This is a genomic window from Sphingomonas sp., assembly GCF_036269755.1.
In the GTDB taxonomy this organism is placed as follows: Bacteria; Pseudomonadota; Alphaproteobacteria; order Sphingomonadales; family Sphingomonadaceae; genus Sphingomonas.
This window is the reverse complement of the sequence record NZ_DATBDV010000023.1, coordinates 62324-77773: the sequence shown is the minus strand read 5'-3', so window position 1 is coordinate 77773 and position 15450 is coordinate 62324. Positions and strand designations below refer to the sequence as shown.

Below are 15450 nucleotides of genomic sequence, written 5' to 3'. Positions count from 1 at the left end.
ATTCCCCTCCCGCTTGCGGAAGGGGTTAGGGGTGGGCCTGAGTCTCAGGCCGCTCACCAAGCAGGCCTACCCCCGAACCCTCCCGCAAGCGGGAGGGGAGAAGTGAGCCTCTGGACCTCTGACGAAATCGCCCAGGCGACCGGCGGCACCGCCTCTGCGGCGTTCGACGTATCCAGCGTGACCTTCGATTCCCGCGAGGTCGGCCCCGGCGATCTGTTCGTCGCGCTGACCGGCGAGGTCACCGACGGTCATAAATTTCTCGACCAAGCCTTCGAGCGCGGCGCGGCCGGAGCGCTCGTCAGCCGGGACACGTCGCACCCGCACGTCCGCGTCGGCGACACATTCGCCGCGCTTGAAACCCTCGCCGAGGCCTCTCGCGCGCGCACCAACGCGAAGATCATCGGCGTCACCGGATCGGCGGGGAAGACCGGCACAAAGGAGGCGCTATTCGCCGCGCTCGACCGGTCGCCGGCGAAGCGCGCGCATCGTTCGGTCAAGTCATACAACAACCACACCGGCGTACCGCTGAGCCTCTCGCGGATGCCGCCCGAAGTCGACTACGGCGTGTTCGAGATGGGTATGAACCATCCCGGCGAGCTCGCGCACCTGACCACGCTGGTGCGCCCGCACGTCGCGATCGTCACTGCGATCGCCCCCGCGCACGCCGCGTTCTTCCCCGACGAAGCCGCGATCGCCGATGCCAAGGGTGAGATTTTCCAGGGCCTCGAACCCGGCGGTGTGGCGATCGTCCCCTACGACAGCCCGCACCGCGACCGGCTGACCGACGCTGCGCGACCCCATGCCGGCCGGATCGTGACCTTCGGGGTTGGCGAGGGTGCCGACGTAGTCGCGCTCGAAGCGGTTCGCGCCGGCAATGGCGGGACCTTCGTCACCGCGCGGATCGGCGACCGCGAGCTGAGCTATACCGTGTCGCAACCCGGCCAGCATTGGGTCACCAACTCGCTCGCGGTGCTGGCGACGGTCGACGCGGTCGGCGGCGACCTTGCGCTCGCCGGGCTGGCGCTCGCCGAGCTGGGCGGGCTCGCCGGGCGTGGCGACCGCTTCTGGATCGCGGCGGGAGACGGCCGCGCGCTGGTGATCGACGAAAGCTACAACGCCAATCCCGCCTCGATGCGCGCGACGCTCGAGGTCCTGGGTGCGCAGGAGGCCAGCCGGCGGGTCGCGGTGCTCGGCGAAATGCGCGAGCTCGGCGACAAATCCGCCGACCATCATGCCGGGCTGGCAGGGCCGATTCGTCACGCCAACGTCGAACTGGCGCTTTTGGTCGGTGAAGCGATGAAACCGCTCGCCGAAGCGCTTGAGGGGCAGGTCGAAATCGTCCATGTCCCCGACGCCGCGGCCGCGCGCGACCGTCTTGGGGCGGTGCTTCGCGCGGGCGACGCGGTCCTCATCAAGGGTTCGAACGGGGTCGGGCTGTCCGCATTGGTCGCGGCGCTTGGCGATGGGAAAACGTAATGCTGTACTGGATCGCCGCGCAGCTTGGGTTTCCCCACGCCCTCAACCTGATCCGCTATCAGACGTTCCGGACCGGCGCCGCGGTCGCCACCGCGCTGCTGATCGGCCTGATCATCGGGCCGAAGTTCATCGGCTGGCTGCGCGTCCGCCAGGGGAAGGGCCAACCGATCCGCAGCGACGGCCCGCAGACTCACCTAGCCAAGCGCGGCACGCCGACGATGGGCGGGCTGATGATCCTGACCAGCATGGTAATTTCGGTCCTGATATGGATGGACCTGTCCAACCCGTTTGTTTGGGCGTGCCTGTTCGTGACGCTGGGGTTCGGGACGATCGGGTTCCTCGACGACTATGACAAGGTGCGAAAGGCGAGCGCCGCGGGGGTTTCGGGCAAGGCGCGACTGCTCGGCGAGTTCATCATCGCCGGGATCGCGAGCGCGATCATCATCCACGCCAACACCAAGAACGGCACCTTATTCTACCTGCCATTCTACAATGGCGGCGTGATCGACCTCGGCTGGTTCTACGTCGCGTTCGCGGCGTTCACGATCGTCGCATTCGGCAATGCCGTGAACCTGACCGACGGACTTGATGGGCTGGCGACGATGCCGGTGATCATCGCCAGCGTTGCGTTCATGATCATTGTCTACCTTGCGGGTAACCTGAAGTTCGCCGACTATCTCGGTATCCCGCACATTCCGCGCGTCGGCGATCTTGCGATCTTTTGCGGCGCAATGATCGGGGCGGGGCTGGCGTTCCTGTGGTTCAATGCACCCCCGGCGGCGGTGTTCATGGGGGATACCGGCAGCCTCGCGCTGGGCGGCGCGCTCGGCGCGATCGCAGTGACCGCGCACCACGAGATCGTGCTCGGCATCATCGGCGGGCTGTTCGTGGTCGAGGCGATGAGCGTCATCATTCAGGTCTTCGTCTACAAGCGCACCGGCAAGCGCGTGTTCAAGATGGCGCCGATCCACCACCATTTCGAGCAAATCGGCTGGGCCGAATCGACCGTCGTCATCCGATTCTGGATCGTCGCTCTGGTGCTCGCGCTGGCGGGGCTGGCGACGCTGAAACTGCGGTGATCATCAGCCCGGCCTGGCGCGACAGACGCTATGCGGTGCTCGGGCTGGCGCGGTCGGGCGCGGCGACGGTCGAGGCTTTGGTGTCGGCGGGCGCCGACGTCTACGCCTGGGACGCGGACGAGACCGTGCGCAAGGCAGTGATCGAATACCATCCGCACGGCGTGACGCTGGCGGATACCGCGACGATGAACTTGACCAGCTTCGACGGCGTGGTGGTGTCGCCGGGCGTACCGCTCAACCGTCACCCGATCGCGGCGAAGGCGCGCGCGGCGGGGGTGCCGATCATCGGCGATATCGAACTGTTCGCCGAGGCCCGCGCCGAGCTTCCGCCGCATCGCGTCGTCGGCATCACCGGCACCAACGGCAAATCGACCACCACCGCGCTAATCCACCATATCGTCGAGACCGCGGGAATCCCCGCGCGGTTGGGCGGCAATATCGGGCTGCCGATCTTGGGTGAAGACCCGCTGCCTGAAGGCGGCGTCTACGTGCTCGAACTGTCGAGCTACCAGCTCGATTTGGCCTTCCATCTCGATTGCGACGTCGCGGTCCTGCTCAACGTCACCCCCGACCATCTCGACCGCTATGACGGGTTCGAGGGTTACGCCGCGGCCAAGGCGCGAATTTTCACGATGCAATCGCCGCAGCATGACGCGGTGATCGGGATCGGCGACGAAGCCTCCGCCGCTATCGCGCGGTCGCTGTCCGCACGCGGCGAGCATCTCCACAAGGTCGCCGCCGGCGTGTGCATCGACCAGTCGCGCTGGCCGAGCCTGCAGGGGCCACACAACGCGCAAAATGCGCTCGCCGCAATCACGGCATGCCAGGCACTCGGCATTCCCGAAGTCGCGATCGACGCGGGGCTCGAAAGCTTTCGCGGCCTGCCGCATCGGATGGAGCAAGTCGGCGTGGTCAATGGCGTCGCCTACGTCAACGACAGCAAGGCGACCAACCCGGATTCGGCCGCGCCCGCGCTCGCCGCGTTCGATCATATCCACTGGATTTTGGGCGGGCAGGCCAAGGCCGACAATCTCGACGCTTGCCGTCCATCGTTCAGCCATGTCCGCGCGGCGTACACGATCGGCGAAGCGGGGATGCTATTCCGCGACATCCTCCAGGACGCGATCCCGACGACCTATGCCGGCACGCTGACCGACGCGGTCGATCTCGCGCACGCCGCCGCGGAGCCGGGCGACACCGTCCTGCTATCACCGGCCTGCGCGTCGTTCGACCAGTTCCGCGATTATGAGGATCGCGGCGACACGTTCCGGCGCTTGGTCGAGGCGCTGGCATGAGCCGCATGCCCAAGGACGGCCTGCTCCAGCGGATGGCGCAGCGTGGCGGACGCGCCGACCGATCGGCGCTGGGCGCGTGGTTCTGGGATATCGACTGGCTGCTGCTGATCCTGACTTTGTTCCTGATCGCGATCGGGTTGGTCGCGGTCGCGGCTGCCTCGCCCGCCTCGGCGCATCGCTATTCGGACGCCGCGCATCACATGGCGCCGCTGCATTATTTCTGGCGCCAACTGATGTGGGTGTGCGTGTCGCTGCCCGTATTGTTCGTCGTCTCGATGTTGCCCGCCGATCGCGCGCGGCGGTTCGCGCTGATCGGCTGCGCCGGGTTCCTCGTCATGCTGATGCTGGTCCCGCTGGCCGGGGTGGAAGTGAATGGCGCGCGGCGCTGGCTCGGCGTCGGCATCGCGCAGTTCCAGCCGTCGGAATTCCTCAAACCGTGCTTCATCGTCGCGGTGGCGTGGCTGTTGTCGATGAAAGGCAAGGAAGGACTGTCGCCGTTGATCGTCGGGTTGCTGACCGGCGCGCTTACCGCGATGATTGCGACGTTGCTGATGCTCCAGCCCGATTTCGGCCAGACCGTGGTGTTCTGCACCGTATGGTTCGCGCTGTTGCTGATTTCCGGCGTGTCGGCGCGCATAATTGGCTTGATGGCGGGGGCGATCCCGATCGGACTGTTGTCGGCCTATCTGTTCTATTCGACCGCGCGGACGCGGATCGACGCCTTCCTGTTCCCGGGCTCGGCCGACCCCGCGGACCATTTCCAGACCAACGCCGCGCGTGCGACTTTAACCGCGGGCGGCTGGCTCGGCACCGGTCCCGGCGGGGGACAGATGAAGTTCCGCCTGCCCGAAGCGCATACCGACTACATCTTCTCGGTGATCGGCGAGGAATTCGGCCTGATCGCGTGCGGCATCATCGCGGTGATCTTTCTCGCGATCGTCGTGCGCGTGTTCGTCAAGTTGTTGGACGAACAGGACGATTTTCGCCTGCTCGCCGCTGCCGGCCTTGCCATCCAGTTCGGTGCGCAGGCGCTGATCTCGATGGCGGTCAATACCGGCCTCGCGCCGTCCAAGGGGATGACGATGCCGTTCATTTCGTATGGCGGCTCCTCGATGATCGCGCTGTCGATCGGGATGGGGTTGCTGCTTGCTTTCACGCGCCGGAACCCGTTTGTGAGCCGCTCACCCTATGTCGTGAAATGGAGCGGCGAATGACGAGAATGCGGCAGTTCGTGCTGGCCGCTGGCGGGACCGGAGGCCACATGGTGCCCGCCGCCGCTTTGGCCGAGGAGCTCAAGCGGCGCGGGCATCGCGTTGCGTTGGTGAGCGACGAGCGCGGCGTGCGGTTTCCCGGGCTGTTCGAAGGCGTCGAGACTCACGTGCTCCCCGCCGGGCGGATGCAGGGCGGGCCCGCCGGCTGGCTCCGCGCGGGCCGCGCGATGTGGGCGGGGCGTAGCCAGGCGATCGAATTGTACGAAAAGCTCCAGCCCGCCGCGGTGATCGGGTTCGGCGGCTATCCGGCGCTGCCGGCGCTGGCGGCGGCGTTCGCGCACCGCATTCCGACGGCGGTACACGAGCAGAATGCAGTGCTCGGCCGAGTCAATCGGCTGGTCGCGGGGCGAGTCGATGCGATTGCGACCTCGTACGCCAAGGTCGAGCGGCTGGCCGACAAGTATCGCTCCAAGGTCAAGCTGACCGGCAATCCGGTGCGCGACGAGGTGCTGGCGCTACGCGACCGGCCCTATCCGCTGCTCGAGGAAGACAGCATTTTCCGCGTGCTCGTGACCGGCGGCAGCCAGGGCGCGAGCGTGCTGTCGCAAGTCGTGCCCGACGGTCTGGCAATGCTTCCGGTCACGTTTCGCAGGCGGCTGCAAGTGACGCACCAGGCGCGAGTCGAGGATATCGACGCGGCGCGCGCGAAATATGCCGAGCTGTCGATCGCCGCCGACCTCGCGACCTATCTGCCCGATCTGCCCGAGCATCTCGCCTGGGCGCACCTCGTCATCGCGCGCGCCGGTGCCTCGACCATCGCCGAGCTGACCGCGGCGGGGCGGCCGGCGATCCTGGTGCCGCTGCCGAGCGCGACCGACGACCACCAGACCGACAATGCCCGCGAAATCGCCGATGCGGGCGGGGCGCGTGTGATCGCGCAGGACCGGTTCACGCCGGTCGAGCTCGCCAAGCAGATGCAGAAACTGGGCCTCGACCCCGAAGCGCTCCAGAACGCCGCCGCCCGCGCGCGATCGTGCGGCCACCCCGACGCCGCGCGCGACTTGGCCGATCTGGTCGAGGAAATCAGCAATCCCGCGGGCGACATGCCGGTCGGGCTGGCGCAACCCGCGCTCGACACCGGCGGAGCCGCGTTCGCATGACCGGGCTCAAGACCGATATCGGCGCGATCCATTTCGTCGGCATCGGCGGGATCGGCATGTCCGGGATTGCCGAGGTGATGCACAATCTTGGGTACAAGGTGCAGGGCTCGGATGTCGCCGAAGGATATGTCGTAGAAGGGCTGCGCGAGCTCGGCATCGAGGTGAAGATCGGCCACGCCGCCGACAATCTCGGCGATGCCGCGGTGGTGGTGACAAGCACCGCGATCAAGCGCGCCAATCCCGAGGTCGAGGCCGCGCTCGAGCGCCGCATCCCGGTCGTTCGCCGCGCCGAAATGCTTGCCGAACTGATGCGGCTGAAGTCGAACGTTGCGGTCGCCGGCACCCACGGCAAGACTACGACGACCAGCATGGTCGCGGCGCTGCTCGATGCTGGCGGGATCGACCCCACGGTGATCAACGGCGGGATCATCAATTCGTACGGGTCCAATGCCCGGCTCGGCGCGAGCGAGTGGATGGTGGTCGAGGCCGACGAGAGCGACGGCAGCTTCCTGCGCCTCGACGGCACGATCGCGGTCGTCACCAACATCGATCCGGAACATCTCGACCATTACGGCAGCTTCGATTCGATCAAGGACGCGTTCGTCCAGTTCATCGAGAACGTGCCGTTCTACGGCGCCGCGATCCTGTGCCTCGATCATCCCGAGGTGCAGGCGGTGCTGCCGCGAGTCCGCGACCGCCGCATCGTCACCTACGGCTTTTCGACCCAGGCCGACATTCGCGGGGTCAACGTCACCCCGATCCCCGGCGGCAACCGGTTCGAGGCGATCGTCCGCCAGCGCGACGGGACGGTGCGGTCGATCGAGCATATCGAGCTGCCGATGCCCGGCCGCCACAACGTCCAGAACGCGCTTGCCGCGATCGGCGTCGCGCTCGAGCTCGGGGTCGACGACAAGACGATCCAGCAGGGCTTCCACAAATTCCACGGCGTCAAGCGGCGCTTCACCAAGGTCGGTGAAGTCGGCGGCGTCGCAATCATCGACGATTACGGCCACCATCCGGTAGAGATCCGCGCAGTGCTATCGGCGGCGCGAGAGGGCGTCGCCAATCGCGTGATCGCGGTGGTCCAGCCGCACCGTTTCACGCGGCTCGGCAATTTGATGGAAGAGTTCCAGCAAGCGTTCAACGACGCCGACATGGTCTACGTCACCCCGGTCTATGCCGCTGGCGAACAGCCGATCGAGGGCGTCGACGCACAGGCGCTGGTCGATGGGTTGAAACGGCGCGGGCATCGCTCTGCGGCGACGATCGGGTCGGCGGAGGAACTCGCGAGCGAACTCGCGCAGGCGATCCAGCCGGGCGACATGGTCGTGTGCTTGGGCGCGGGCGATATCACCAAGTGGGCGGCGGGGCTCGCGGCGGGCATCGAGGCGGCGCGGTGAGCGTGTGCTACGCCATGCCGCCTGTGCGTGGACGCCTGACCCACGGCGCGCCGCTCGCGCCGCTCGTGTGGTTCAAGAGCGGTGGCGCGGCGGAGTATTTGTTCGAGCCGGCCGACGTAAAGGACCTGAGCAATTTCCTCTACGCGCTCGATCCTGACGTGCCAGTGATGGGGTTGGGGCTGGGCTCGAATCTGATCGTCCGCGATGGTGGTGTGCCGGGCGTGGTGGTGCGGCTCGGCAAGGCATTTTCGACGGTCGAGCGGGTCGACGGAACCACGCTCAAATGCGGTGGTGGCGCGCCGGGTATTCTCGTCACCTCGAACGCGCGTGATGCCGCGATCGGCGGGCTCGAATTCCTGCGCTCGATCCCCGGCACCGTCGGCGGGTTCGTGCGAATGAACGGCGGCGCGTATGGGCGCGAGGTCAAGGACGTCCTCGTCGAGTGCGAGGTCGTGCTGCGATCGGGGGATATCCGCACGCTGGCGCTTGACGAGCTCGGCTATACCTATCGCCACAGCGAATTGCCGGCGGGTGCGATCGTGGTGTCGGCGACCTTCCGCGGGCATCCCGAAGCGCCCGAAACAGTGCAGGCCGAGATGGACCGCATCGCCGCCGCCCGCGAGGAATCGCAGCCGCTGCGCTCGAAGACCGGCGGGTCGACCTTCAAGAACCCCGAAGGCCACAAGGCCTGGCAGTTGGTCGACGAGGCAGGCTGCCGGGGCTTGCGTCGTGGCGATGCGCAAGTATCGGAGAAGCATTGCAATTTCCTGCTCAACCTCGGGGACGCGACGAGCGCCGACATTGAGGGGCTGGGCGAGGACGTGCGTGAGCGGGTCAAGGCGAAGTCGGGCGTGAGCTTGGAATGGGAAATCCAGCGTGTGGGGGTGGCGAAGTGAGCCTGCACGTTGCGGTCCTGATGGGCGGATGGTCGGCCGAGCGCGAAGTGTCGTTGATGTCGGGCAACGGCATCGTCGAGGCGCTGGAGTCGCTCGGGCATCGCGTGACGCGGATCGACATGGACCGCGACGTCGCAGCCAAGCTCGCCAACGCCAAGCCCGATGTCGTGTTCAACGCGCTTCACGGAAGCCCGGGCGAGGACGGCACGGTGCAGGGCATGCTCGACCTGATGGGGCTCAAATACACGCATTCCGGCCTCGTCACCTCGGTGATCGCGATCGACAAGGTGCTGACCAAGCAGGCGCTCGTCCCGCACGGCATTCCGATGCCCGGCGGGCGGATCGTCAGGTCGGCGGACGTGTTCGAGGCCGATCCGCTCAAGCGGCCCTATGTGCTCAAGCCCGTCAACGAAGGTTCCTCGGTCGGCGTTGCGATCGTCACCGACGATGGCAATTACGGCAACCCGATCGGGCGCGACGTCGCGGGGCCGTGGCAGGAGTTCGAGGAGCTGCTCGCCGAGCCCTATGTGCGCGGGCGAGAGCTGACCACGGCGGTGCTCGGCGGCAAGGCGCTGGGCGTGACCGAACTCAAGCCCAAATCGGGCTGGTACGATTACGACGCCAAATATACCGACGGCATGACCGAGCACGTCTTCCCGGCGCAGATTCCCGACCACATCGCCGCAGCGTGCAAGCGCATCGCGCTCGAGGCGCATCGGCTGCTCGGCTGCAAGGGCGCGTCGCGGTCGGATTTCCGCTGGGACGATGAGCGTGGCGAAGACGGGCTATTCCTGCTCGAGGTCAATACGCAGCCGGGGATGACTCCGTTAAGTCTCGTGCCCGAGCAAGCACGCCACTGCGGCATCTCGTACCCCGAACTCGTCCAGATGATCGTCGATGAGGCGCTGCAATGAGCAAGCGTCCGATTAGCCGGGCTAGGCCAAAGGGGCGTCCTACGCGCAAGAAGAAGGCGTCGATCGTCGACCGCCTGCTCGCGCGCATTCCGCTCAGCCATGCGGCGCTTCACCGCATTGCGATGTGGGCGATCGTGCTCGGCGTGCTCGGCGGCGGATATGCGGTCGCCAACGTCTTCGGCATCCCCGGCGCGGTCGGCACCGCGCTGGCGGAGCAGATCGGCAAGGCTGGCTTCCGGGTGGAGCAGATCGAGGTGCGGGGCGCCAAGCGGATGGACGTGACAACGGTCTATGCCGTCGCGCTCGATCAGAAATCGCGCGCGATGCCGCTGGTCGACCTCAACCTCGTGCGCGACCGGCTGCTGCAATATGGCTGGGTCAAGGATGCGCACGTCTCGCGCCGGCTGCCCGATACCCTGTTCATCCGCATCGAGGAGCGAGTTCCCGTTGCAGTGTGGCAGAACCAGGGGCAATTGAGCCTGATCGATCGAGACGGGGTGTTCCTAGAGCCGGCGTCGGCCAACGCGATGCCCGACCTGCCGCTGGTGATCGGCCCCGGCGCCGACCGGCAGGAGCCCGCCTATCAGACGCTGATGGTCGCCGCGCCCGCGCTCAAGCCCAAGGTCCGCGCCGCGACCTGGGTCGGCAATCGCCGCTGGGACTTGCTGTTCGACACCGGCGAGACGCTATCGCTGCCCGAAGGCGACGATGACTCGGCCAAGGCGCTGCGCAAGTTTGCCGAGATGGAGGGCACCAATCACCTGCTCGGCGGCAATTTCATCAAGTTCGACCTGCGCGACCCGACCCGCATGGTGGTGCGCAAGCGCGACGGCTCGACCGATCGCTCGCTGGGCAACGATTCGACCGGCACAAATACCGCGCCGCGCGGCAACCAATCCGATGGCGCGGACACGCGCACGCAAGTGTAGGGGGACAACATGGCCAAGGCAGCACCCGAAGGACTTATCACCGCGCTCGACATCGGATCGTCGAAGGTGTCGGCGATGATCGCGCAGAAAGGCGACGGCGGCGAGTTGATCGTGCTCGGCACCGGGCAGCGCGAGAGCCGCGGCGTCAAGCGCGGCTGCATCGCCGACATGGGCGCGACCGAGGTTGCAGTGCGCGAAGCTGTCGAGCAGGCCGAGCGGATCGCGCAGACCAATATCGAGAATGTCTGGGTCGGCTTCTCGGCCGGCGGCCTTGTCAGCGATGTCGCCTCGATCGAATTCGAAATGGGCGGGCACCGTATCGAGCAATCGGACATCGACGCGCTGCTCCGTGCGGGGCGGGAATCGATCGACCCCGCCGGACGGATGGTGCTCCACGCCCAGCCGGCGCTCTACACGCTCGACGGAATCACCGGGGTCAAGAACCCGCTCGGGCTCCATGCCGACCGGCTCGGCGTGCATATCCACGTCGTCGCCGCCGACGGATCGCCGGTGCGCAATATCGGGCTGTGCGTCGCCAAGGCACATCTCGAGGTTAAGTCGATCATCGCCGCGCCCGTCGCGACGGGACTCGCCTGCCTCAGCGCTGAGGAGCGCGAGCTCGGCACCGCACTGGTCGAGATGGGGGCGGGGATCACCAACGTCTCGTTGTTCGCGGGCGGGATGCTGGTCGGGCTGACCACGATCCAGATGGGCGCCGCCGACATCACCGACGACATCGCCTCGACCTTCGGCGCCAGCCGGGGCCAAGCCGAGCGGATGAAATGCTTCCACGGCTGCGCCAATGCGACGCCGCGCGACAATCACGAGGTGATCGAGATCGCGCCGCTATCCGAGGACGGATCGAGCGATGGCCCGCGCATCACCAAGGCGCAGCTGATCGCGGTGATCCGCCAGCGGCTCGAACTGCTCATGGGTGAGATCGGCAAGGCGCTGACGGCGATGAAGTTCGACGGCAATGTCGGGCGCCAGGTCGTGCTGACCGGGGGCGGCGCCGAGCTGAAGGGTATCGCCGATTACGCGCAATCGTCGCTCGGGCGATCGGTGCGATTGGGTCGGCCGCGCGGGCTGGCGGGGCTGCCTGATGCCCATTCGGGGCCTGCGTTCGCGACGCTTGCCGGCCTCGTCCACCACGCCGCGAGCAACCCGGTCGACCTGCGCGCGCTGGGCGTTGCCGACCACCAGATGGTGCATCGTCCCTCGCGCTTTTCAATGGTCCGCCGGTTGATCCGCACGGCGCGGGCGAATTATTAACAAAATAAGTAACCGGCCCCCCATTTGTTGTGGATCGCGGGGGGGCGATGGTGCAAGAAGTTGTGGATTCAGGGGGTCCCCGGCGTTTCGGGGGACATGTTCGGAGATGGTTACCATGGTCGAATTTCTTCCGCCGGAAGTTGACGAGCTGACCCCGCGGATCGCGGTGATCGGCGTCGGGGGTGCGGGCGGCAACGCGATCGCGAACATGATGCTCAACGACGTCCAGGGGGTCGACTTCCTGGTCGCCAACACCGACGCGCAAGCGCTCAAGCAAAGCAAGGCGGGGCAGCGGATCCAGCTCGGCGCGAAGATTACGCAAGGCCTCGGCGCGGGCAGCCGGCCGGAGATTGGACGCGCCGCCGCTGAGGAGACAATCGACGCGGTCGCTAAGACGCTCGAGGGCGCACACATGTGCTTCATCGCCGCCGGGATGGGCGGCGGCACCGGCACCGGCGCCGCTCCGGTCATCGCCAAGGCGGCGCGCGACATGGGCATCCTGACCGTCGGCGTCGTGACCAAGCCGTTCGCGTTCGAGGGCAATCGCCGCGCCAAGGCCGCCGACGCGGGCATCGACGAGCTCCAGAAATATGTCGACACGCTCATCGTCATCCCCAACCAGAACCTGTTCCTGGTCGCCAACGCCAACACCACCTTCAAACAAGCCTTTGAAATGGCTGATGAAGTGCTCCAGCAGGGCGTGCGCGGGATCACCGACCTGATGGTCATGCCCGGCCTCATCAACCTCGACTTCGCCGACGTGCGGTCGGTAATGCAGGAGATGGGCAAGGCGATGATGGGCACCGGCGAGGCCGAGGGCGATAACCGCGCCATCGAAGCCGCGTCGAAGGCGATCGCCAATCCGCTGCTCGACGGCGTCAGCATGAAGGGCGCGAAGGGCGTCATCGTCTCGATTACCGGCGGCGAGGACATGCGCCTCCTCGAAGTCGACGAGGCCGCCAACCACATCCGCGAGCTTGTCGACGAAGATGCCAACATCATCTGGGGATCGGCATTCAACCCCGACCTCGAAGGCAAGATCCGCGTGTCGGTCGTCGCCACCGGCATAGAAGCCGACGCCACCGCTGCAGCGGTGCCCGAGCCTGCGACGCGTGCCTTCTCGTTCGGTCGCCGCACCGAAGCGGTCGCGCCGGTCACCGTGCCCGAGACGCCGGCGGCCGAGCCCGCTCCAGAGCCCGAAGCCGCGGCCGCCATCGAAGTCGAGCCCGAGCCGCTCGAACTGTCGGAACCGGTTGCCGAATTCGAGCCCGAGGCCGAAGCGCCCGTACACGAGCCGATGGCGGAAGCGGACGACGACGAACTGGTGCTCGACAGCGGGGCCGAAGTCGATGCGGCGCCGCCGACGCGCCTGACCTTTGGCGAGGAAGAATTCCCCGAGCCGCGCGCGACGATCGCCGATGGTTCGGTGGAGGAAGCCGCGCCCGCCCCCAAGGTGAAGCTCGGCGGCACCTTGTTCGAGCGGATGCAGAACGTCGCACGCGGCGCGTTCGGCGAGAACGAGGAAGAAAGCGACAAGGATTCGCTCGACATCCCGCGCTTCCTCCACCGCCAGAACAATCAGTAAGCAATCGCGAAGGGGCGTGGCGGGCGTTCGTCGCCGCCGCGCCCCGTTTCGGCGCGAGTTGGCCTTGGCGTCATTTCCCGTTCAGGCCGTGGCTGGCTTAAGCTTTCGTCCCATATGACCTTGCGCCGGACCCTGACCCTTGCCGCATTCGGATTCGCGGTGGTGGGGGCTGCGCAGGCGCAGACCGCCGCCGACAATCGCGATGCCGATTCGCTTGCCGCCGATATGCGGATCCTCGCCGCCAACCCAATCGATATCGAAGCGCTGATTACCGCGGGCGAATTGACGCTGCGAATGGGGGACACCACCGCGGCGGCGACGTTCTTCGGCCGCGCCGAAAAGCTCGACCCCAACAATCCGCGGATCAAGGCGGGGTGGGGCAGCATCATGGTTCGCGCCGAGCGGCCGGGCGAAGCGCTGCGCCGGTTCCAGGACGCCGAGCGCCATGGGCTCGATCCGAGCAAGTTCGCCGCCGACCGCGGCCTCGCCTACGATCTGATCGGCGAGCAGGAACGCGCGCAACGCGATTATCGCCTCGCGCTCAGGGCGGGTTCCGACGACGAAGTGACTCGTCGCTATGCGCTGTCAGTCGGGATTTCGGGACGCAGGGACGAAGCGCTCGCGCTGCTCGACCCGCTGCTCAAGCGAAGCGACCGCGCGGCGTGGCGCGACCGCGCGTTCATCCTGGCGATGAACGGCGACGCCAGCGATGCCGAAAAGATCGCGGCGTCGATGCTGTCGCCAGGGCTCGGCGCCGGGCTGACGCCCTTTTTCCAGCAACTGCCCCGGCTCGGTGCCGCCGATCGCGCGTTCGCGGTCAATTTCGGCGAGCTCCGTGCGACCCCCGAGCGCGTCGCCGACGCACGTCTGGTCCCTGCGTTGCCGCGGCTCGGCCCCGACCCCTATGCGCCTAGAGTGGTCGCGGTCGTGACGCCAGTTGCGGCACCCGCCGACGAAGGGCGCAAGCGCAAGCGCCGCCGCCGGGACGACCTCGCGCCCGCGGTCACGATGCCCGCGCCGGCACCGACCGAGGTGGCGGTCAACACCCCGCCTGAAGCGCCACGTTCGCGATCGGAATCGGGCTCGAAGAGCATAGCATCCCCAAGCCGGGTCGCCATTGCTACGCCGCAGCGCCCGATCCCGACTCCGGCGCCCGCTCCGACACCTGTCGAGACGCGGCCGGAACCCGCGCCGACGCGGATCGAGACACCGGCAGCCGCGCCAGCGCGTGTCGAGACGCCGCCGCCCGCGTCGAGCCTGGCGCTTTCACCTGCCGTTACGCCATCACCGCCCCCCAGCCCAACGCCGACCGCGCCGATCGTCGTAGCGGCAGCGGCGCCTCCCGTCACGACAGCGCCAGCGCCCAATCCCGGCGTCACCGACCAGCCGAGCGCGGTCGAAGCGGGTGTGCCCGAGCCTACCGCCACGTCGCGCGTGAGCGAGGATGCCGTGCTCGCGCGGATCGTCGCCTCTGTGGCGAACGCCGCGCCGCCGCCTGAGCCCGCACCGCGCCGCCGCGCGCCGCCGCCGGTCGTGGCCAAGCCGGAGGAATTCCGTACCGCACCGGTCGAGACGCCCAAGCCGGTCAAGCCCGCCGTCCGAACGCGCGGCAAGACCGCGCCCGACGTAGGGGCTGCGGTGCCCGATACGGTCGCGGACGACAAGAAGGGCCGCCGCAAGGCCGACCTCGCGGACGCCGAGGACACGAAGGGTCGCAGCCCCAAAGCGAAGGACGAAGAGCCCGCGCTCGACAGGAACGGCTGCCCCATCCTGGTCAAGACGAGCGGCAAGGGCAAGGCATCCGCCGCGAAGACCAGGACCGCGACCACCGCGCGCGAGCGCGCCAACGAGGCACGCTGCAAGGCCGCCACCGACAAGGCCAAGGCCAAGGCCGAGGCGGAGGCGAAAGGCGAACCGGCGCGGGTCTGGGTGCAGGTCGCGGGCGGCGCGAACGAGGGCGACCTCGAAAAAGCCTGGGCTGCGCTCCGCGTCAAGGCGCCGGACCTGTTCCGCGGTCGCCAGGGCTGGACAACGCCGTTGCGCGCCACCAATCGCGTGCTGGCGGGCCCGTTCAAGTCGAGCGACGAGGCGCAGGACTTCGTCAACCACATGGCCAAGGCGGGGCTGTCGGGCTTTGTGTTCACCAGCGCCAAGGGGCAGATGATCGAGCGGCTGGGCGGGAAGTAGCCGGCGGAGGGCGAGGGCGGCGGTTGCTTCGAAACGCTCGCCCGCT

General features: G+C 67.5%; 12 protein-coding genes. All 12 read left to right on the top strand.

Annotation, left to right across the window (positions count from 1 at the left end):
* Positions 1 to 102: 102 nt before the first annotated feature.
* The 12 genes from VH326_RS15105 to VH326_RS15050 all read left to right on the top strand — a co-directional run bounded on the left by VH326_RS15105 (position 103) and on the right by VH326_RS15050 (position 15404).
* Positions 103 to 1476 carry a UDP-N-acetylmuramoyl-tripeptide--D-alanyl-D-alanine ligase gene (locus VH326_RS15105; protein WP_329632668.1) on the top strand — a complete coding sequence of 458 codons (1374 nt, stop codon included), beginning with the start codon at positions 103 to 105 and terminating at the stop codon, positions 1474 to 1476.
* Positions 1476 to 2555 (top strand): phospho-N-acetylmuramoyl-pentapeptide-transferase, encoded by a 1080-nt coding sequence (gene mraY, locus VH326_RS15100; RefSeq protein WP_329632667.1) that lies wholly within the window; start codon positions 1476 to 1478, stop codon positions 2553 to 2555. The genes VH326_RS15105 and mraY overlap by 1 nt, the downstream gene beginning before the upstream one ends.
* On the top strand, positions 2552 to 3850 hold the full coding sequence (gene murD / locus VH326_RS15095; protein WP_329632666.1) for a UDP-N-acetylmuramoyl-L-alanine--D-glutamate ligase: 1299 nt from the start codon (positions 2552 to 2554) through the stop codon (positions 3848 to 3850). The genes mraY and murD overlap by 4 nt, the downstream gene beginning before the upstream one ends.
* On the top strand, positions 3847 to 5064 hold the full coding sequence (locus VH326_RS15090; protein ID WP_329632665.1) for a putative peptidoglycan glycosyltransferase FtsW: 1218 nt from the start codon (positions 3847 to 3849) through the stop codon (positions 5062 to 5064). The genes murD and VH326_RS15090 overlap by 4 nt, the downstream gene beginning before the upstream one ends.
* Positions 5061 to 6221 (top strand): undecaprenyldiphospho-muramoylpentapeptide beta-N-acetylglucosaminyltransferase, encoded by a 1161-nt coding sequence (gene murG, locus VH326_RS15085; RefSeq protein ID WP_329632664.1) that lies wholly within the window; start codon positions 5061 to 5063, stop codon positions 6219 to 6221. The genes VH326_RS15090 and murG overlap by 4 nt, the downstream gene beginning before the upstream one ends.
* The gene (gene murC, locus VH326_RS15080; protein WP_329632663.1) at positions 6218 to 7621 is read left to right on the top strand and encodes a UDP-N-acetylmuramate--L-alanine ligase; all 1404 of its coding nucleotides are present in this window, start codon (positions 6218 to 6220) and stop codon (positions 7619 to 7621) included. The genes murG and murC overlap by 4 nt, the downstream gene beginning before the upstream one ends.
* Positions 7622 to 7635: 14 nt before the next feature.
* Positions 7636 to 8517, top strand: a complete 882-nt coding sequence (gene murB / locus VH326_RS15075; protein WP_329632662.1) for a UDP-N-acetylmuramate dehydrogenase — start codon at positions 7636 to 7638, stop codon at positions 8515 to 8517.
* A gap of 20 nt (positions 8518 to 8537) precedes the next feature.
* Entirely contained in the window at positions 8538 to 9431 is an 894-nt protein-coding gene (locus VH326_RS15070) for a D-alanine--D-alanine ligase (RefSeq protein WP_414714289.1), read from the top strand.
* Positions 9428 to 10360, top strand: a complete 933-nt coding sequence (locus tag VH326_RS15065; protein ID WP_329632660.1) for a cell division protein FtsQ/DivIB — start codon at positions 9428 to 9430, stop codon at positions 10358 to 10360. Before VH326_RS15070 ends, VH326_RS15065 begins: the two co-directional genes overlap by 4 nt.
* A gap of 9 nt (positions 10361 to 10369) precedes the next feature.
* A complete protein-coding gene (ftsA, locus tag VH326_RS15060) occupies positions 10370 to 11632 on the top strand; it encodes a cell division protein FtsA (protein ID WP_329632659.1) in 1263 nt (420 codons plus the stop codon).
* Positions 11633 to 11747: 115 nt separating this feature from the next.
* Entirely contained in the window at positions 11748 to 13217 is a 1470-nt protein-coding gene (ftsZ, locus tag VH326_RS15055) for a cell division protein FtsZ (RefSeq protein ID WP_329632658.1), read from the top strand.
* Between the two features lie 114 nt (positions 13218 to 13331).
* On the top strand, positions 13332 to 15404 hold the full coding sequence (locus VH326_RS15050) for an SPOR domain-containing protein (RefSeq protein ID WP_329632657.1): 2073 nt from the start codon (positions 13332 to 13334) through the stop codon (positions 15402 to 15404).
* Positions 15405 to 15450: the final 46 nt, after the last annotated feature.

Excerpts from the sequence above, each read along its gene's own strand:
- mraY (WP_329632667.1), top strand. The coding sequence starts at position 1,476 with ATGCTGTACTGGATCGCCGCGCAGCTTGGGTTTCCCCACGCCCTCAAC.
- VH326_RS15090 (WP_329632665.1), top strand. The coding sequence starts at position 3,847 with ATGAGCCGCATGCCCAAGGACGGCCTGCTCCAGCGGATGGCGCAGCGT.
- murG (WP_329632664.1), top strand. The coding sequence starts at position 5,061 with ATGACGAGAATGCGGCAGTTCGTGCTGGCCGCTGGCGGGACCGGAGGC.
- murC (WP_329632663.1), top strand. The coding sequence starts at position 6,218 with ATGACCGGGCTCAAGACCGATATCGGCGCGATCCATTTCGTCGGCATC.
- murB (WP_329632662.1), top strand. The coding sequence starts at position 7,636 with ATGCCGCCTGTGCGTGGACGCCTGACCCACGGCGCGCCGCTCGCGCCG.
- VH326_RS15070 (WP_414714289.1), top strand. The coding sequence starts at position 8,538 with ATGGGCGGATGGTCGGCCGAGCGCGAAGTGTCGTTGATGTCGGGCAAC.
- VH326_RS15065 (WP_329632660.1), top strand. The coding sequence starts at position 9,428 with ATGAGCAAGCGTCCGATTAGCCGGGCTAGGCCAAAGGGGCGTCCTACG.
- ftsA (WP_329632659.1), top strand. The coding sequence starts at position 10,370 with ATGGCCAAGGCAGCACCCGAAGGACTTATCACCGCGCTCGACATCGGA.
- ftsZ (WP_329632658.1), top strand. The coding sequence starts at position 11,748 with ATGGTCGAATTTCTTCCGCCGGAAGTTGACGAGCTGACCCCGCGGATC.
- VH326_RS15050 (WP_329632657.1), top strand. The coding sequence starts at position 13,332 with ATGACCTTGCGCCGGACCCTGACCCTTGCCGCATTCGGATTCGCGGTG.